Origin of the sequence: Vibrio sp. Vb0304 (genome assembly GCF_033338995.1) — a bacterium.
Taxonomy (GTDB): Bacteria; Pseudomonadota; Gammaproteobacteria; order Enterobacterales; family Vibrionaceae; genus Vibrio; species Vibrio alginolyticus.
The window spans coordinates 33575-51210 of record NZ_JAWOTT010000009.1; the positions used below are offsets into that span (position 1 = coordinate 33575).

Sequence of the window (17636 nt, forward strand, 5' to 3'; positions counted from 1 at the left end):
GAGCGAATCATAACAAAAAATTGGCAGAAAATTATCCAATTGTTAAATGTTATAGTTGATAAGTCTGAATTTTGTATCAGGGGATAGGATTCAATTTGTGATTTAATTCTTTTTAAAACAATTGCTTAATTAACGTTTAGTGACTGAAATGAAAAAGATCAATTGCGTGATGTTAATCACAAAATGGATGGTTAAAGAATGAGCGGAGTAAGCAAAAAATTTACATAAATTATGGGCTACAAAATGAGACTTCTTTTATAACCCACAATGAGTTAGCTGATTGAAGCTTTATAGAACTTAACCAGTATATTCGAACAGCTCGCACACTGATTTGAAGAGTTGCTCAGTCGTAATTGCCATGGTTGGCGTAATGAAAATGGTATCGTCACCTGCGACAACACCAAGAATACCTTCGGATTTACCGAGTGAATCAAGCAAGCGAGCAATCAACTGTGCTGCACCTGGGCCAGTGTGAATTACTACTAACGCTGCGTTACGATCGATGTCTAGTACTAGTTCACGCAGAGAACTGCTGACTGTTGGGACACCTAGCTCAGCAGGAAGACAGTAAACCATTTCCATTTTTGCATTGCGCGTACGGACGGCGCCAAATTTAGTCAGCATACGTGAGACTTTAGATTGGTTGATACTCTCAAACCCTTGCTGTTTGAGTGCGTCAACAATCTCGCCCTGTGAGCCAAAGCTTTCTTCTTTTAACAGGGCTTTAAAGGCGCGAACTAAGTTGTCTTGTTTTTCTGAATTGCGCATAGTCATTACAAATCTCTTATTACGGGTCAGCAATTTTGCATATTCTCGCATATATATTCAGGCGGTGCCAAAGAGTCCCAGGATTATGTTAGATGCGTCACTGTAAACTATATACCACATAGAATTCTTTAGCGCGCTGAAGTAGGGCTGTATCTGTTTTCTTGAATTCCTTGTCATTTCAACAGAATAAAAGAATAATCCAAGCCCCATTTGTAGCACGGTAACAGCGAGTTGCGCGAGGTCGCAAAGCTAGCGTTAATTGATTGTAATCAAGTTGTGATTCCGATAGCTTTATTTAAGTTGGTTACAAACTACCCTACGAATACGTTTATAAGAGAAATACTCTCAAGGAGAACTACATGAAAGTAGCCGTTATTGGTGCCGCTGGTGGCATCGGTCAAGCCCTGGCCCTTCTACTTAAGAACCGTCTTCCTGCTGGTTCTGATCTAGCCCTATATGATATTGCTCCAGTAACTCCTGGTGTGGCCGCTGATCTTAGCCACATCCCTACGCCAGTTTCTATCAAAGGTTACGCTGGTGAAGATCCTACTCCAGCACTAGAAGGCGCGGATGTTGTGCTAATTTCTGCTGGTGTTGCGCGTAAGCCAGGTATGGATCGTGCGGATCTATTTAATGTAAACGCTGGTATCGTTAAATCGCTAGCGGAGAAGATTGCGGTTGTTTGTCCGAAAGCTTGTGTTGGTATCATCACAAACCCTGTAAATACAACAGTGCCAATTGCTGCTGAAGTTCTTAAAAAAGCGGGTGTTTATGATAAGCGTCGTCTATTTGGTGTAACAACGTTGGATGTTATCCGTTCAGAAACGTTTGTTGCTGAGCTAAAAGACAAAGATCCAGGTGACGTTCGCGTGCCAGTAATTGGTGGTCACTCTGGCGTAACGATCTTACCTCTACTGTCTCAAGTAGAAGGTGTTGAGTTTACAGCTGAAGAAGTAGAAGCATTAACGAAACGTATTCAAAATGCAGGTACTGAAGTTGTAGAAGCGAAAGCGGGTGGTGGTAGTGCAACACTGTCAATGGGCCAAGCTGCATGTCGCTTTGGTCTGTCTCTGGTTCGTGCTCTTCAAGGTGAAGAAGGCGTAGTTGAGTGCGCTTACGTTGAAGGCGACGGCGAACACGCGACTTACTTCGCGCAACCTGTGAAACTGGGTAAAGAAGGCGTTGAAGAAGTACTAAGCTACGGCAAACTCAGCGATTACGAAAAGTCTGCATTAGACGGTATGCTAGAAACACTAAATGGCGACATCAACATTGGTGTTGAATTCGCAAAGTAATCTAGAAAGCCTATATAAGAAGAAAGCCGATCATTTTGATCGGCTTTTTTGATCCTTGATTTCTCAACTTCGTAAAAATGGTCGAATAAAACCACGTAGTGAAGGAGAAGATGATGGAAGCGAGTCGAATCCGTAAAGGCATGGTTGTTGAGTGCCAACAAGGCGTCGGTACGATATTAGTGGTCGACCATGAAGCAGAGACGGTATTGTTGTCCAAACAAGGGACTGAACAGCAGCTCGCCGTTAGCTTTGATGAAATAGAAGATGATCCACAACTGCATGGCGGTAGTGACAGATATTACTAGCGCCTCCGGCGTCGTCATTAGGTATCAAACGTAAAAAAGGAAGAGCATGCTCTTCCTTTTTGCTATAAGTCTTGCGTTATGGGTAGCTATTGATTACTTCGTGCGTTGTACTGCGACATGAGCCAGAGTAACAAGCGCTTGTTTGTATTCAGACTCTGGCAACACTGATAGTTCTGCGATTGCTTTGTCTGCTTCTTCTAGAGCTTTTTGCGTTGTGTATTCCAGAGAGCCTGCTTCTTTCATGACCGCAAGAATTTCTTCTAAGCGATCCATGCCATTCGCTTTCTCAATCGCTTCACGAATCATGATTGAGTTTTCTGGTGTGGTATTACGCATAGCATGGAGTAGAGGTAAAGTTGGCTTGCCTTCGGCCAAGTCATCACCCACATTTTTACCCATGTCTTCGCCATCAGAAGTGTAATCCATGACGTCATCAATGAGCTGAAACGCAGTGCCTAGATACTTACCGTAATTTTGCATTGCGATTTCAACATGCTCAGGAGCATCATTTAAGATTGCACCGATTTGAGTTGCGGATTCAAATAAGCGCGCAGTCTTAGAGTAGATGACTTGCATGTAGCTTTCTTCTGTCGTGTCAGGGTCGTTACAGTTCATCAACTGCTGTACTTCACCTTCGGCGATCACGTTTACGGCATTGCTCATTAGTTTAAGGATCTTCATGGATCCTAGTTCTGTCATCATCTGAAATGAGCGTGTATAGATAAAGTCCCCAACTAATACGCTAGCCGCATTGCCAAATGCTGCATTCGCAGTGGCTTTACCACGGCGCATGTCTGATTCATCTACCACGTCATCATGCAGCAAAGTCGCTGTATGGATGAACTCAATAAACGCAGCTGCCATTGTATGACCATTGCCTTGGTAACCAAGTGCACGGGCTGACAGTATCGCTAAAAGCGGTCTTAGACGTTTGCCTCCACCACTCACGATATAAAAACCGAGCTGGTTGATTAAAGAGACATCAGAATTAAGTTGGGCTTGAATTGTTTCATTCACTTTTGCCATGTCATCGGCAGTAAGCGCTTGGATAGTTTTAAAATCCATCGTATATCCGGCTGAAGTTAGACCCTGCAAGGCTTATTCGATTTATATAATTGTCGAATAATACACTAAAAAACGTTGATTAATACATTACTAAAGGGCATGATTGCCGCACTTTTCTTTGGCGATTAGCTTTTCGCCAATTTTTTCAAAATATGGCTTGTCATAGGAGCATCTATTCTGTAGAATCTGCGCCCTATTGATGATTAGTTTAGCGCACACCCTCAAGAAAGGCTGTGCGGAAAAAGCGGAGTAAAATATGTACGCTGTTTTCCAATCTGGTGGTAAACAACACCGTGTAAGCGAAGGTCAAACTCTTCGTTTAGAGAAATTAGACGTTGAAACTGGTGCAACTGTAGAATTTGATAAAGTTCTTCTTGTTGCTAACGGCGAAGACATCAAAGTTGGTGCTCCTCTTGTAGAGGGCGGCAAAATTGTTGCTGAAGTTGTACAACACGGTCGTGGCGATAAAGTTAAAATCGTTAAGTTCCGTCGTCGTAAGCACTCTCGTAAGCAACAGGGTCACCGTCAGTGGTTCACTGAAGTGAAGATCACTGGTATCAACGCTTAATCTATTAGGAGAGTTTAACAATGGCACACAAAAAAGCTGGTGGTTCTACTCGTAACGGCCGCGATTCAGAAAGCAAACGTCTAGGTGTTAAGCGTTTCGGTGGTGAATCTGTACTTGCAGGTAACATCATCGTTCGTCAACGTGGTACTAAGTTCCACGCTGGTAACAACGTAGGTATCGGTAAAGACCACACTCTATTCGCTCTTACTGAAGGTAAAGTGAAGTTCGAAGTGAAAGGTCCTAAGAACCGTAAGTTTGTAAGCATCGAAGCTGAGTAATTAGGTTTTTAACCAAATTACTTAATAGCTTTAAGCTGAATTCAAAAGCCCTGCCGAATCGGCGGGGTTTTTTATTTGTGGCAGTCGACATATCGAAGTTTCTCGCTAAGATCCTAAGCGATTTGAATCTGGGAGCTTAGATCTGTCATCTGCTAAAATTGTCGGATGACATAGTAAGATTTAATCCACGCACGAAGTAGTCGGAGTAAAAGATGAAGTTCGTAGATGAAGCGGTAGTAAAAGTTCAGGCTGGTGATGGCGGTAGTGGCGTTGTCAGTTTCTGGCGTGAAAAATTCATCACTAAAGGTGGCCCTGATGGCGGTGATGGCGGTGACGGTGGTGATGTTTATATCCAAGCTGATGAAAACCTAAATACCCTGATTGATTACCGTTTCCAGCGCTTCTACGAAGCTGAGCGTGGTGAAAACGGTCGCGGTGGTAACTGTACAGGTAAGCGTGGTAAAGACATCGTTCTTCGTGTACCTGTGGGTACGCGCGCTGTGGATATCCACACAAATGAAATCGTGGCGGAAGTTGCTGAACACGGTAAGAAAGTGATGATCGCAAAAGGTGGTTGGCACGGTCTAGGTAACACGCGTTTCAAATCTTCAGTAAACCGCGCGCCTCGTCAGAGAACATTGGGTACAAAAGGTGAAGTACGCGAAATTCGCCTTGAGCTATTGCTTCTTGCTGATGTGGGTATGCTTGGTCTACCTAATGCCGGTAAATCAACCTTTATCCGCGCAGTATCAGCAGCAAAACCGAAAGTCGCTGATTACCCATTCACGACTTTGATCCCAAGCTTGGGTGTCGTAAGTGTCGTACCAGAGAAAAGTTTTGTTGTTGCAGACATCCCTGGTTTGATCGAGGGTGCAGCAGATGGCGCTGGCCTTGGTATTCGATTCTTGAAGCACTTAGAGCGTTGTCGAGTGTTGCTGCACATGATCGATATTATGCCAATTGATCAGTCCGATCCGGTGCAAAATGCATTGACGATCATTGATGAACTAGAACAATACAGCGAGAAACTGGCAAGTAAGCCGCGCTGGTTAGTGTTCAACAAAGTTGATCTAATGCCTGAAGAAGAAGCGAATGAGAAGATCCAAGAAATCTTAGACGCACTAGGTTGGGAAGACGAGTACTTTAAGATCTCGGCGATCAATCGTAACGGTACTAAAGAGCTTTGTTACAAACTGGCTGACTTTATGGATAACCTACCTCGCGAAGAGGAAGAAGTGGCTGAAGAAGATAAAGTTAACTTCATGTGGGATGATTACCATAAAGATGCGATGGCGGGTAAAGACGTTATCACTGAAGATGACGACGACGATTGGGATGACTGGGACGATGAAGAAGATGACGGTCACGTTGTCTACGTTCGTGACTAACCAGAACGGTCAAACAATGCCTGTTTGCCTATAATTCATTAAGCCGCAATTATTTATTGCGGCTTTTTTTGTATCTAAATCATATTTAGGTGATGTGATTTACGGCACAATAACCGATACGTCGTGTTTTTTGAGGGTTAGTTTGGCCCTCGCGCGTATGAATGAGTAACACCCTAAAAGGAATTAGACTTATTTATGACTCTAGAAACCATACCGCCTAGAGAGTTGGCGGTATCTACTCAACGATCGATTTCTCGTCTTGTCGCCCAAGCCGGACAAATGCTACTTGCTCATGGTGCTGAAAGTACTCTTGTGAGCGATATTATGCGTCGTATTGGCCTTGCTTGTGGGGTGAATGAAGTTGCGGTAGCACTATCAGCTAATGCATTGGTTGTGACGACGGTAATGGATGGGCATTGCATCACCACCACCCGAAGCTGCGCTGATCGTGGCATTAATATGCGCGTTATTACGCAAATTCAACGAATCTGTATCATGATGGAACGTGGTTTGCTCGATGCAACCATGGCGCAGAAAAAGCTGAACGCTATCAGTCCAGAGCGTTATAACCGCTGGTTGGTGGTGTTTATGATTGGCTTGTCTTGTGCGGCATTCAGTCATCTAGCTGGTGGTGATTGGGGAGTCTTCATCATGACCTTTTTAGCTTCAGCTGGTGGCATGATCGTTCGCCAAGAAATTGGTCATCGTCATTTCAACCCTCTATTGAACTTTGCTGCGACCGCTTTTGTGACTACCTTAATTTCAGCACAGGCGGAAATTTACCAAATCGGTAATCTACCTACCGTAGCAATGGCATCGTCAGTATTAATGCTTGTACCTGGTTTCCCACTCATTAACTCTGTCGCAGATATGTTGAAAGGCCACATTAATATGGGCATTGCTCGATTTGTGATGGCTAGTTTACTAACGTTGGCGACATGTTTGGGGATCGTTGCTGCGATGAGTGTAACTGGAATTTGGGGGTGGGCTATCTAATGAGTTTATTTGATTTGATGTTTGGCCTTTTGAATGACATGTTTTTTGCGGCGATTCCCGCCGTAGGATTTGCATTGGTTTTTAACGTACCACAAAGAGCTTTAGTGTATTGCGCTGTTGGTGGCGCGATTGGTCATGGTAGCCGCTACTTGATGATGCAGTTTGGCATTCCTATTGAGTGGGCAACCTTTTTTGCTGCGACGTTAGTTGGGATGATTGGTGTGTACTGGTCTCACCGTTTTCTCGCGCATCCAAAAGTGTTTACTGTGGCTGCTTTGATCCCGATGGTGCCGGGTGTGTTTGCGTACAAAGCAATGATCGCTATGGTAGAGATCAATCATGTTGGCTACTCACCCGAGCTTGTCGCAACCTGTATGGAAAACTTTCTTAAGGCCATGTTTATTATTGCAGGTTTAGCTGTTGGTCTTGCGGTTCCAGGGCTGTTATTCTATCGCCGCAGACCAATTGTATAAGGACCTAACATGATCATTAGTATGATTGCCGCGATGGCCGACAATCGCATCATTGGCAAAGACAATCAAATGCCTTGGCACCTTCCCGCTGATTTTGCTTGGTTTAAGCGTTGTACCATGGGTAAACCGGTTATTATGGGACGTAAAACGTACGAGTCTATTGGTCGCCCTTTACCAGGTCGCTTGAATATTGTTATTAGCCGTGATGAGACACTAAAGATCGAAGGCGTCACTACCGTAACATCGATTGAGCAAGCTTTGGACGTGGCTGGTGACGTGGAAGAAGTGATGATCATTGGTGGTGGTGCGATTTACGCATCTTGTCTGCCGATGGCCAATAAACTGTATGTAACACACATTGAAGCGGCCATTGATGGTGATACTCAGTTCCCAGATTGGGGAGACGAGTTTAAGGAAACTTACTCAGAAATGTATCAAGCCGATGAGAAGAACGCCTACAACATGCGTTTTACGGTGTTAGAGAAGTAATTCGAGATTAAAACGGGGTAATGCCGTTCGTATAGCAGCGAGCGGTCATCCCAACCTACCGTCATCCTGAAAAGCGACGAACGAGCGAGGTTCAGGATCCTCTATACGAGTACTTTGTTGTCAAAGGTATTTCTATCTATTCGCAGCGCGAGGATATTAGATTCCTCGTCTCGTTAAGGCTCGTTGGAATGACCCTACAGGAGGTGTTAAGTGACAAGTATTCTTCCTACTATGGATTATCGACTGTTATTCAGTGTTTAACTTAACGCATCCTGAGTAAAAATTTTCTTATCTTCCCAACGGATCATGGTCAGGCTTCCGCCCCAAACGCAGCCAGTATCTAGCCCGATGACTTCGTTGTTCATATAGCCTTGTAGTGCTGCCCAGTGCCCAAAGAGCACCGCTTTATTTAAGTGAATACGTTTGGGCACATCAAACCATGGAATAAGTTTGTTACCGGAAACTTGTTGCGGTGGCAATTTACAATCCATATCCAAACGACCATCAGGGAAACAAAAGCGCATCCGCGTAAAAGCATTGATAATATAACGGTATCGGTCCAAACCCTGTAGAGAGTCATCCCAGGAATCAGGTTGATTGCTGTACATGTTTTTTAATAGCCAAGGCAACTCTTCACTTTGGATGATGCGCTCAACTTCACGGGCACACTTTCTCGCTGTTTTTAGATTCCACTGCGGTGATATGCCAGCGTGACACATCACGAACTCGTCATGCTCGGCCAATAGAGGTTGCTGAGCTAGCCATGTCAGTAGTTCCTCTTTGTCAGGGGCCGTGAAAATAGGTGCGGTTTTATCTTTGTCTTTGACCTTTTTTATCCCGTGAGCCACTGCGAGAAGGTGAAGGTCGTGATTACCAAGCACCACGATTGCGTTTGCGCCAAGTGACTTCACAAAGCGTAACGTTTCTAGTGATTTAGGCCCTCTGGCGACCAAATCACCAGCAAGCCAAAGTTGGTCTTTTTTCGCAGAGAAAGATACTTTTTCTAGTAGTCGCTGCAATTCATCAAAACAGCCTTGGATGTCACCAACAATATAGGTAGCCACTGAATCTCCAATTTACTAATTTAAAACATTTGGAACAGCCAAGCGAAATGGTTCGATTTCGGTGATGAACTCTTGCCCTTTCTCATCCAGCATTTTGTAGTGTCCTTGCATAACGCCGACAGGGGTTTCTAACGCGGTTCCGCTACTGTACGTGTATTCATCATTGCTTGGAATAAAGGGCTGCTGGCCTACAACTCCGTCACCTTCAACCGTCATTTGCTTGCCGTTCGAGTCTGTGATTAGCCAGCGGCGGCTCACTAACTGTACGGTTTGCTGGCTAAGGTTTTTGATGGTGATGATATAAGCGAAAACGTAGCGTTGTAGCTCTGGGTTGGACTGTTCTTCGATGTATTTGGTGTGAACTTGAATTTTGATGCAAGGTTGAATGACGTCCATGTGCACTCCTCAGAAACGTAATATCCCAATAATAATAAGCCAAACCTACAAGGGTTTGGCTCATTGTTTGAGTTCTTAGTGCTGCGGGTTATCCGCAAGCCAGTTCGCCATTGCGACGAATTGTTCTAGCGTCAGGTTCTCTGGACGCATGCTTGGATTAACACCTAGCTCTTCTAGTACTTCTGTGCTTAACAACGATTTGTAGCAGTTACGAACGGTTTTACGACGTTGGTTAAAGCCTTCACGACAAACGCGATCGAGCAAACGCAGATCTTTTGCCGGGCATGGCAGCTCTTCGTAAGGCACTAAACGAACAACGGCAGAATCCACTTTCGGTGGTGGAACGAATGCCGTTGGCGGTACTTCCAGTACCGGTACCACTTTACAGTAGTACTGAGCCATTACCGTTAAACGGCCGTAAGCTTTGCTGCCAGGGCCGGCGGCTAAGCGGTTTACCACTTCTTTTTGCAGCATAAAGTGCATGTCTTGAATGTCTTTATGGAACTCAAAAAGGTGGAACATCAATGGTGTAGAGATGTTGTATGGCAAGTTACCAAAAATGCGCAGCTTGTTGTTTGGCTTCACTAGTTGAGTGAAGTCAAAACGCATAGCGTCACCCTCATGAATGGTCAACTTATCTGCCAGTTCAGGGTGAGTACGTAGGCGTTCCGCCAGATCGCGGTCTAATTCGATAACTGTGAACTTATCTACTTCACGACCTACCGGCTCAGTGATTGCACCAAGACCAGGACCGATTTCAACCAGGTTTTGACCTGGTTTTGGGTTAATCGCTGATACGATCCCATCAATAATGTATGGATCGTTCAGGAAGTTTTGACCAAAACGTTTACGCGCTTTGTGTCCTAAATGGACATCATTTCTCATTGTTTCTTCTCTACCAAATCTATCGCATGCGTGAGCGCTGTTCGGAAACTCCCTGTATCCGCTTGACCTGTCCCTGCCAGATCTAATGCAGTACCGTGGTCCACCGATGTTCTAATAAAAGGTAGACCAAGAGTAATGTTTACTGAACGACCAAAGCCTTTGTATTTTAATACTGGCAATACTTGATCATGGTACATGCCTAAAACAGCATCAGCATCATTTAAATATTTTTCATTGAAAATGGTATCAGCCGGCAGAGGGCCGATCAGGTTGATACCTTTTTCTTGTCGAATTTTTTCCAGTGTCGGAGTGATGGTTTCGATCTCTTCACGACCTAAGCAGCCATCTTCGCCAGCATGAGGGTTAAGCCCGCAAACGTAGATGTTTGGTTGTGCGATAGCAAACTTTTCTACAAGGTCTTTATGAAGAATATCGATGATTTTTTCTAATCGCTCTTCGGTGACAGCTTTGGACACATAAGCTAAAGGAATATGTGTTGTAACCAGCGCCACGCGTAGTCCTTCCGTTGCTAGCATCATTACAACTAGCGGCGTTTGTGACTTCTCGGCGAAAAATTCAGTATGACCACTGAATGCAACACCTGCGCGATTAATCACCCCCTTATGAACAGGGCCGGTGACAATAGCATCAAATTCATCATTCATACAGCCTAAAGCCGCTCTTTCTAGCGTTTTTAGTACATAGTGGCCATTCGCTTCATTGAGCTCACCTGCGACCGCAGGTTCCGATATTTGGATATGGTCAACGATAAGCGTGCCCGCTTTTTGTGCTTTAGGTGCTTCTTCTGGATTGTAATCAGACAGTTGGACTTCGATGCCAAGCTGCTTGGCTCGCTCCATCAGCATATTCTTATCGGCACAGACGACAATTTGGTGCGCCCAATCTTCTTTCGATAGGGCAAGCACTAAGTCTGGGCCGATACCCGCAGGTTCCCCTGCGGTTACGACAATTCTACGAATTGTATTAGTTGTCATTGTTGTCATCCACGATTTCAACAAACGCACTTGCGCGTAGCTCTTGCATCCATGCGCCCGCTTCTTCATTAAATTTACGGTTAAATAGAATGCGGTAAGCTTTATTCTTCATCGCTGAGTCAGTACGGTCAACTTGGCGACGATCCAACACTTCAACGATATGCCAGCCGTGAACGGTTTTGAACGGTTCGCTGATTGAGCCAACTGGCAGAGTTTCTACTTGGTGCTTGAATTCTGGCACGTAAAGATCTGGTGTTTGATAACCTAGTTCACCGTCTTGTGCTGCCGAGCCAGGATCTTGACTGTATTGTGTTGCCAATTGAGCGAACGTTGCTTCACCGGCTTTGATGCGGCGTACAAATTCATTCAGTTGCTTCTTCGCCCCTTCGTCGCTCAGAATCACGGTTGGTTTAATCAAAATATGACGCGCATTTACTTCCGTTACCGCAACCGTTTCTAGGCCTTTGACATCCTCTATTTTTAGGATGTGGAAACCAACGCCACTACGGAATGGACCAATAATGCTGCCTTTGTTTTGCATCTTGATCTGATCAGCAAAGATGGTCGGCATCTCTTCTTTACGCATCCAGCCCCAGTCACCACCTTGTAAAGCTTTAGGACCTTTAGAGTAGGTGTAGGCCATCTCCGTAAAGTCTGCACCTTCGTTTAGCTTTTTCGCGAGCGCTTTAGCTTCTGCTTCTACAGCAGATTTTTCTTTATCGTCAGAGAAGCGCAGTTGAATGTGTCCAATTTTGTATTGAACAGTCGCATTGGTTTCTTGTGATAGTTGCTCAGCAAGGCTATCGACCTCTGCTGGAAGGATATTAATACGGCGACGAACCAGTGCATTGCGAGCTTCTGATGCGGCGATTTCCTTACGAATTTGTTCGCGGAATTCTGGGTAACTTAAACCTTCACTTTCTACAGAAGCAGCGAGTTGTTCTACCGATTGCTCATTATTACGTGCGATCTCTGCAATCGCTTGGTTTAAACGGTTGTCGTCAATACGTACACCAATACGGTCAGCTTCTTGGCCTTGCAACGTGTCAATGATAAGTTTTTCAACAACTTGTTCTTTTAATACGCTGGTAGAAGGTAAGCTCTTTCCACTTTGACGAGCGTTGGCTTGCAGCGTTTTCATCGCTGTTTCGATGTCGCTTTGTAGAACTACACCGTCGTTCACGATGACCGCAACCTTATCGATCTCTACTGGTGCTGCAACCGCTCCGCAAGAGAGTAGGGTCGTGAATAAGATTGATTTCCAAATTTTCATTTAAAATTCCGTCAGTATTTTTGAATAGGCGTCTTATTCATTTAAGACGCCTATTTTGATTAATTGTTCAGATAGAATGGGCGGCCGTACTTAATCGCGTTGTCAGAACCATCCAGCTCTTTGACAGCAGTGTCTTCACGCTGGTTGGTCGCAAAGCCTTGAATACCGAAGTTAACGCTGAAGTTATTTTCGTATTCAGGTGATGCCCCGGTGCTGCCGATAGCTTGGTCTTCCCAACCAAGCAATTGGTTTGAGTAAGTGACGCCAATGTACCAACAGTCAGATTGGTAACGTAGGCTCGCTAACCATTCTAGGTCCGCATTTTCATTGAGGTCGTAGTAGTATTGACCACTCGCAGACCAGTTCGGGTTGAACTCGTAGGCCGCTACAATACCTGCTTGAGAAATACCTTTACGAGTAATTGTGTCTAGGTTTTCGAGAATGATCGTATCTTCGATGTATTCACGCGTAACGTAGCGATAGTTACCCTGAATAAAGCCGCCGTTGAATTGGTATTCCAAGGTACTGTTTGCCAACTGCATGGAGCTCAAATCAATATCGTATTGAATTCCACCGTGATAGAACAAGTAATCGTTGTAGTTGAAATCAGCTTCAATCGCCCATGATGAGTAATTGGTTGTCTCATCCGGAAGATTTGGGCTGTTGCTCAGTTTGGTCTTTTTATCGAAGTAGTAAATCTGACCAAATGAAACGTTAAGACGCTCTTTATAGTCATCATCAAAGAAGCGAGTACTCGCACCGTAGCTTAACTGGTTCGCCGAGGCGATTTTATCAATGCCACTGTACTTACGACTGCGGAATAGCCCGTAGTAGTCGGTTTGTAGCAAGGTGGTATCGTAGTTGTAGATGTTGGTTTGATCTTCTTCAGGTACGTACAAGTACTGCAGCTGAGGCTCCAGTGTTTGGGTGTAGCCCTTGATCCAGCTTGTATCTCGCTCTAAGTAAAGTTGCGCATGCGTACGGAACTCAGGAATAACACGAGAAACTTCATCATCCAACTGGTTTTGCAAGTTTACATCAGTCAAACCCGTTAAGTCTTGAGAGTAATACGTAGAGAGCACACGCGCTTCTGTTGTCCACGTTGCCCATGAGTTTGAGAGTGGTAATGTAAGCCCTGGTTCAATGTGAACACGGGTCGCATTTGGTCGCGCAGCATCGCTGGTATCGAAGCGGCTCACTTGGCTCTTCACGTCAAAGTTAAGGTAGTCTCCCCACAACGGCGTGTAGTAGTTCAAGTCTAACTGAGGAAGCAGGCGATAAGGGCGGTTCTCTTCTTTCAATAAGATTTGGAAGTCACGAACGGTTAACGAGGCATCCCAGAAGTCAGAACGATATTGTACTTGTCCTTCTTGAACCAGTTGACCATCTTCACGGTTACCAATGTCGGAGTCGAGATCGAGGAAGTAATCAATATCACTCACTTTTGAGTAATCGACTTTGACTATCCACTGTTTATTGATGATACCGTCGTGTTTAACTTGGTAGCCCCAACGAGACTCGTCCTGATATTTGCGATCACTATTGAGGTATTCGCCTTTGATTTCTCCACTTCCCCAACCATCTGTTAGGTAGCGGAAATCAGTATCGAGTTTTGTACCACGTTGCTGCATATAGAGCGTGGTGAGTGTCATGTCATATTGAGGCGCGATGTTCCAATAGAATGGCACCTCGACTTCCATACCATCACTAGAACCGTACGATAAAGAAGGGAAGAGGAAACCCGTTTTACGCGTATCTCCAATTGGCATGGTTAGATACGGCACATAGAAAACAGGCACATCTAACACTTCAAATCGAGGGTGGTGCAGCGTCGCTGTCTCTTCATCTTGGTCAACATCGATGCCTGACGCAACCAATCGCCATGAATTATCGCCTTGAGGGCACGATGTGATAGAGCCGTCTTCGAGTTCATAAACCGACTGACCTGTGCGGGCGATATAGGCTGCAGTGCCTCGGCCTTGTTGGCAAAGGAACTGATAATCGGTGTTCTCAAGTGAAAACGTATCTTGATTAATGTCGTTAGTAACACGATCAGATCGAGCTTTGACTTGGCCGTCATTGAAAGTCACGTTGCCTTCGGCAACCACGACGTTGTCTTGTTGGTGCAGCGTTACGCTATCTGCGGTAATTTTCTTCTGGCCTTGGGTGACTTGTACATTACCTGAGTACTGAGCTTTGTCACCATTGATGGCTTGCAGGGTGTCAGCTTCTACCACTACTGGGGTATTAAGAGCGTCCTCCTCGCCACTTGTATCGACCAAACATTGATCTGTGGCGGGCATTTCCTGCACACTATCATGGATATTCGCTTCAGCTTGAGTGGTGGGTACAAACAAGGCGGTGCTGATAGAGGCCGCTAAAAATGTGCGGGAGAAATGTTGCATTGAATTGAACTTTCCTGTGTCACTACTACTCGATGGCTATAGGGCTTGTTGTACCCTAGCGTAATAGCCAAATGAATCAACTATAGTCGCATTTATCCCAGCGTATTGATTCACTGTGGCATAATGACGACAAAATAGCTGCAAAGATAAGCAGGCGAAATGGCCTAGCCGAAATAAAACTAATTCCATTATCATAAAGGAAATCGTTGCATCCGGCACTATAAGACCGCCGTCGTCGATAAAAATTCATTGATAGAGAACACATAATGCATATTTTTGGCAAAATTCTGGGTGCCTTTTTTGGCTTGTTACTTGGCGGGCCGCTAGGTTTACTCTTTGGCTTATTTATTGGCCATCAATTCGATAAAGCACGTCGCTTGAGTCAAGCCGGGTTCTCTACTGGCGGCTTTGGAAAAGGGCCAAGTCAAGCTCAGCGCCAAGAAGAGTTTTTTAAAGCGGCGTTTGCGGTAATGGGACATGTGGCAAAAGCGAAAGGCCAAGTCACCAAAGAGGAAATCCAACTGGCTTCAGCCATGATGGACCGCATGAATTTGCATGGCGAACAGCGTCGCGCAGCGCAAGACGCGTTTCGTGAAGGTAAAGACAGCGACTTTCCGTTAGAAGATGTTCTTGTTCGTGTGAAAATTTCGACAGCTGGTCGCTTTGACTTGTTGCAATTTTTCTTAGAGCTGCAAATCTCGGCGGCCTTTGCAGATGGCTCGATCCACCCGAGTGAACGAAATGTACTACACAAGATTGCACGTGGTTTGGGTTTCTCTTCTGAGCAATTAGAGCGTCGTTTGCAAATGCAAGAAGCCGCATTTCGTTTCCAAAGCCAGGGCGGTTTTCATGGTCAGCATCAAGGCCAATCTTCAGGTGGTAGCTGGCAACAAGCTTCACAAGCGGATCAGTTGGCCGACGCGTACAAAATTCTGGATGTGTCTTCAGATGCAGACAGTAAAACCGTTAAGCGTGCTTATCGTAAACTGATGAACGAGCATCACCCGGACAAATTGATGGCTAAAGGCTTACCACCAGAGATGATGAACGTCGCGAAAGAGAAATCTCAAGAGATTCAAAACGCTTACGATCTTATTAAGAAGGTTAAAGGCTTTAAGTAGTCGGACGTTTTCTATCAAACATTTGGATGTAAAAAAGGGCACTCAGTGCCCTTTTTTTTCATGTCTTAGTCTTTGAGTTGCCGGTGTCTTTAGCTTTTGGCCTATTATGTCCCTAATGCTAATTGACCTCACATCCCCCAGTTTAGTTGGCTTGATTCAAGTCCCAATCGTATTCGTATTTCACTTTGCCAGAGAAGTTTTTGTATTGCGGTGCGTACTTTGCGATGTGTTTGAAGATTTGTTTTTCTCCACCAAAGTCCGTTGCAAACCAATCATAAATAGAAGACAGCTGTGCCGTGTTACCTTGGATAGATACGCCTTTGCTGCTGTTGATAAATGTTTTGGCGGCACTATCCAGTAGAGCTTGCGTGTTGTCAGCAGTGAATGCTTGAGATTGCAGATTAGGGCATCCTAGGCTGGCACAGTTAACCGCGTAATGCGTTCTTGGGTCATTCCAAATTGGACGCAAAATTCGATGTTCAATATCGTTTAAAGTTAGATCCTTCCCATTGACCACGACCACATCGTCTCCCCAAGGACCAAAGCTAAATAAACCACCTAGCTTGGTGATTGATTCGACTGGATAGTTATCCAAAATAAGATCTACCGTGATGGCGTTGTAAAGGTTTACCCAATAGGCATATTGCTCTGCTTGGTTGTATTGTAGAGGGTCTAGTTTTGCCAAACGCTGGATGTATTGTTTCAGCTTAGTTTTATCGACAGAGGAGACTTGGCTATAACGAAACAAGGTATTCTCGCCTTGTTCAACTAAATAAGTATCGAGCAGTTGTTGCCATTCTTGATGAGAAATTTGGGTTTGGTTGGCTTGATTCGATTGTTTCCAATATGGCCATAAGTCGGATTTAGGCGCGGACAATGTCGAGAAAGAAACCAGAGCACACAACAGCAATAACAGACGCTTCATAGAGATACCTTTGAATGAGATATTGTTGATAGTGTAGACCAGTTTAGTGCTTGTTTTCTTTCAGTAATCAGTGGCCTTTATTCGCTGTCATTCCGAGGAGCATAAGCGATATCAGGAATCTAATACCCACAAACTCTTGAGTAAAGACAGTATGAATCTGTACAGTGCGCTCTGGTAGTCGATCCTGAATCACGCTCCTTCGTCGCTGTTCAGGATGACGAATTTCAACAGAGGCGTTCGGTATTCTGTAAGCAAAGCGATATGAGATCAGTCACCCAAAACAAATCAAGGGCCGACAATTGCCAGCCCTTGATTTGTGTATTTACTAACGCGTCTTAACGCAAGAAGCTTGGAATATTCGCTTCGTACTCAGCAATCTTATCTTCGTGTTGAAGGGTTAGGCCAATGTTGTCCAAACCGTTTAGCAAGCAATGACGACGGAACGAATCGATTTCAAAACCATATTCTTTGCCGTTGGCACGAACGACATTCGCTTCTAGGTCGACCTCGACTTCTGCACCTTCATTTGCCTCAACAAACTGGAAGATTTCATCCACTTCTTGTTCAGTCAAACGAACTGGCACCATTTGGTTGTTGATCGAGTTGCCGTAAAAAATATCGGCAAAGCTTGGTGCGATCATCGCTTTGATGCCGTAATCCGCTAGTGCCCACGGTGCGTGCTCACGAGATGAGCCACAGCCGAAGTTTTCACGAGCCAGCAAGATAGACGCGCCTTGGTAGCGAGGTGCGTTCATCACGAACTCTGGATTTGGCTGTTCGCCAGCATCGTCTAGGAAGCGCCAGTCATGGAATAGGTGCTTACCAAACCCTAGGCGGGAGACCTTTTGTAGGAACTGCTTTGGAATGATGGCATCAGTATCAACGTTCGCTGCATCTAGAGGAACAACTAAGCCTGTGTGTTGTTTAAAGCCTGACATTGGTTTGCT

At 44.9% G+C, this 17636-nt stretch carries 19 protein-coding genes; 9 read left to right on the top strand and 10 right to left on the bottom strand.

The window, feature by feature from the left end:
* Positions 1-297 precede the first annotated feature (297 nt).
* Entirely contained in the window at positions 298-768 is a 471-nt protein-coding gene (argR, locus tag R7P35_RS12925) for a transcriptional regulator ArgR (protein ID WP_005379659.1), read from the bottom strand.
* 359 nt (positions 769-1127) lie between these two features.
* On the opposite strand from argR, the gene mdh reads away from it, so the two are divergent.
* Together mdh and R7P35_RS12935 are read left to right on the top strand one after the other, a co-directional pair.
* Positions 1128-2063, top strand: coding sequence for a malate dehydrogenase (gene mdh / locus R7P35_RS12930; protein ID WP_005379660.1), 936 nt, complete (start codon positions 1128-1130; stop codon positions 2061-2063).
* Positions 2064-2176: 113 nt separating this feature from the next.
* Positions 2177-2368, top strand: coding sequence for a hypothetical protein (locus R7P35_RS12935; RefSeq protein WP_005379661.1), 192 nt, complete (start codon positions 2177-2179; stop codon positions 2366-2368).
* Positions 2369-2461: 93 nt separating this feature from the next.
* Here R7P35_RS12935 and ispB read toward each other — a convergent pair whose 3' ends face one another.
* Entirely contained in the window at positions 2462-3433 is a 972-nt protein-coding gene (gene ispB / locus R7P35_RS12940; RefSeq protein ID WP_025768368.1) for an octaprenyl diphosphate synthase, read from the bottom strand.
* Positions 3434-3689: 256 nt separating this feature from the next.
* On the opposite strand from ispB, the gene rplU reads away from it, so the two are divergent.
* From rplU to folA, 6 genes are all read left to right on the top strand, one after another.
* On the top strand, positions 3690-4001 hold the full coding sequence (rplU, locus tag R7P35_RS12945) for a 50S ribosomal protein L21 (protein ID WP_005383096.1): 312 nt from the start codon (positions 3690-3692) through the stop codon (positions 3999-4001).
* A gap of 20 nt (positions 4002-4021) precedes the next feature.
* The gene (rpmA, locus tag R7P35_RS12950) at positions 4022-4279 is read left to right on the top strand and encodes a 50S ribosomal protein L27 (protein WP_005383095.1); all 258 of its coding nucleotides are present in this window, start codon (positions 4022-4024) and stop codon (positions 4277-4279) included.
* A 212-nt stretch (positions 4280-4491) separates the two neighbouring features.
* A complete protein-coding gene (gene cgtA, locus R7P35_RS12955) occupies positions 4492-5667 on the top strand; it encodes an Obg family GTPase CgtA (RefSeq protein WP_005383091.1) in 1176 nt (391 codons plus the stop codon).
* 195 nt (positions 5668-5862) lie between these two features.
* Positions 5863-6663, top strand: a complete 801-nt coding sequence (locus R7P35_RS12960; protein WP_005383089.1) for a threonine/serine exporter family protein — start codon at positions 5863-5865, stop codon at positions 6661-6663.
* The gene (locus tag R7P35_RS12965) at positions 6663-7136 is read left to right on the top strand and encodes a threonine/serine exporter family protein (RefSeq protein WP_005379665.1); all 474 of its coding nucleotides are present in this window, start codon (positions 6663-6665) and stop codon (positions 7134-7136) included. The genes R7P35_RS12960 and R7P35_RS12965 overlap by 1 nt, the downstream gene beginning before the upstream one ends.
* A 9-nt stretch (positions 7137-7145) precedes the next feature.
* Positions 7146-7625 (top strand): type 3 dihydrofolate reductase, encoded by a 480-nt coding sequence (gene folA, locus R7P35_RS12970; protein WP_025768369.1) that lies wholly within the window; start codon positions 7146-7148, stop codon positions 7623-7625.
* A gap of 257 nt (positions 7626-7882) precedes the next feature.
* Here the strand turns inward: folA and apaH are convergent, their stop codons facing one another.
* The 6 genes from apaH to lptD all read right to left on the bottom strand — a co-directional run bounded on the left by apaH (position 7883) and on the right by lptD (position 14643).
* Positions 7883-8689: a bis(5'-nucleosyl)-tetraphosphatase (symmetrical) ApaH gene (gene apaH, locus R7P35_RS12975; RefSeq protein WP_025768370.1), complete on the bottom strand. Its 807-nt coding sequence runs from the start codon at positions 8687-8689 to the stop codon at positions 7883-7885.
* A 15-nt stretch (positions 8690-8704) separates the two neighbouring features.
* Positions 8705-9085, bottom strand: a complete 381-nt coding sequence (apaG, locus tag R7P35_RS12980) for a Co2+/Mg2+ efflux protein ApaG (protein WP_005379668.1) — start codon at positions 9083-9085, stop codon at positions 8705-8707.
* Positions 9086-9160: 75 nt separating this feature from the next.
* Positions 9161-9970 (bottom strand): 16S rRNA (adenine(1518)-N(6)/adenine(1519)-N(6))-dimethyltransferase RsmA, encoded by an 810-nt coding sequence (rsmA, locus tag R7P35_RS12985; protein ID WP_005379669.1) that lies wholly within the window; start codon positions 9968-9970, stop codon positions 9161-9163.
* Positions 9967-10965 carry a 4-hydroxythreonine-4-phosphate dehydrogenase PdxA gene (gene pdxA, locus R7P35_RS12990; protein ID WP_005379670.1) on the bottom strand — a complete coding sequence of 333 codons (999 nt, stop codon included), beginning with the start codon at positions 10963-10965 and terminating at the stop codon, positions 9967-9969. The genes rsmA and pdxA overlap by 4 nt, the downstream gene beginning before the upstream one ends.
* Positions 10955-12238, bottom strand: coding sequence for a peptidylprolyl isomerase SurA (gene surA / locus R7P35_RS12995; protein ID WP_005379672.1), 1284 nt, complete (start codon positions 12236-12238; stop codon positions 10955-10957). The genes pdxA and surA overlap by 11 nt, the downstream gene beginning before the upstream one ends.
* 59 nt (positions 12239-12297) lie before the next feature.
* Complete coding sequence (gene lptD, locus R7P35_RS13000) at positions 12298-14643, bottom strand: LPS assembly protein LptD (RefSeq protein WP_213904793.1); 2346 nt, start codon at positions 14641-14643, stop codon at positions 12298-12300.
* A 266-nt stretch (positions 14644-14909) separates the two neighbouring features.
* On the opposite strand from lptD, the gene djlA reads away from it, so the two are divergent.
* Positions 14910-15764 carry a co-chaperone DjlA gene (gene djlA, locus R7P35_RS13005; RefSeq protein WP_005383076.1) on the top strand — a complete coding sequence of 285 codons (855 nt, stop codon included), beginning with the start codon at positions 14910-14912 and terminating at the stop codon, positions 15762-15764.
* A gap of 142 nt (positions 15765-15906) precedes the next feature.
* Here the strand turns inward: djlA and R7P35_RS13010 are convergent, their stop codons facing one another.
* Positions 15907-16689, bottom strand: a complete 783-nt coding sequence (locus R7P35_RS13010) for a DUF547 domain-containing protein (protein ID WP_005383074.1) — start codon at positions 16687-16689, stop codon at positions 15907-15909.
* 335 nt (positions 16690-17024) lie between these two features.
* A complete protein-coding gene (gene leuD, locus R7P35_RS13015; RefSeq protein ID WP_005383071.1) occupies positions 17025-17627 on the bottom strand; it encodes a 3-isopropylmalate dehydratase small subunit in 603 nt (200 codons plus the stop codon).
* Between the last annotated feature and the right edge of the window lie 9 nt (positions 17628-17636).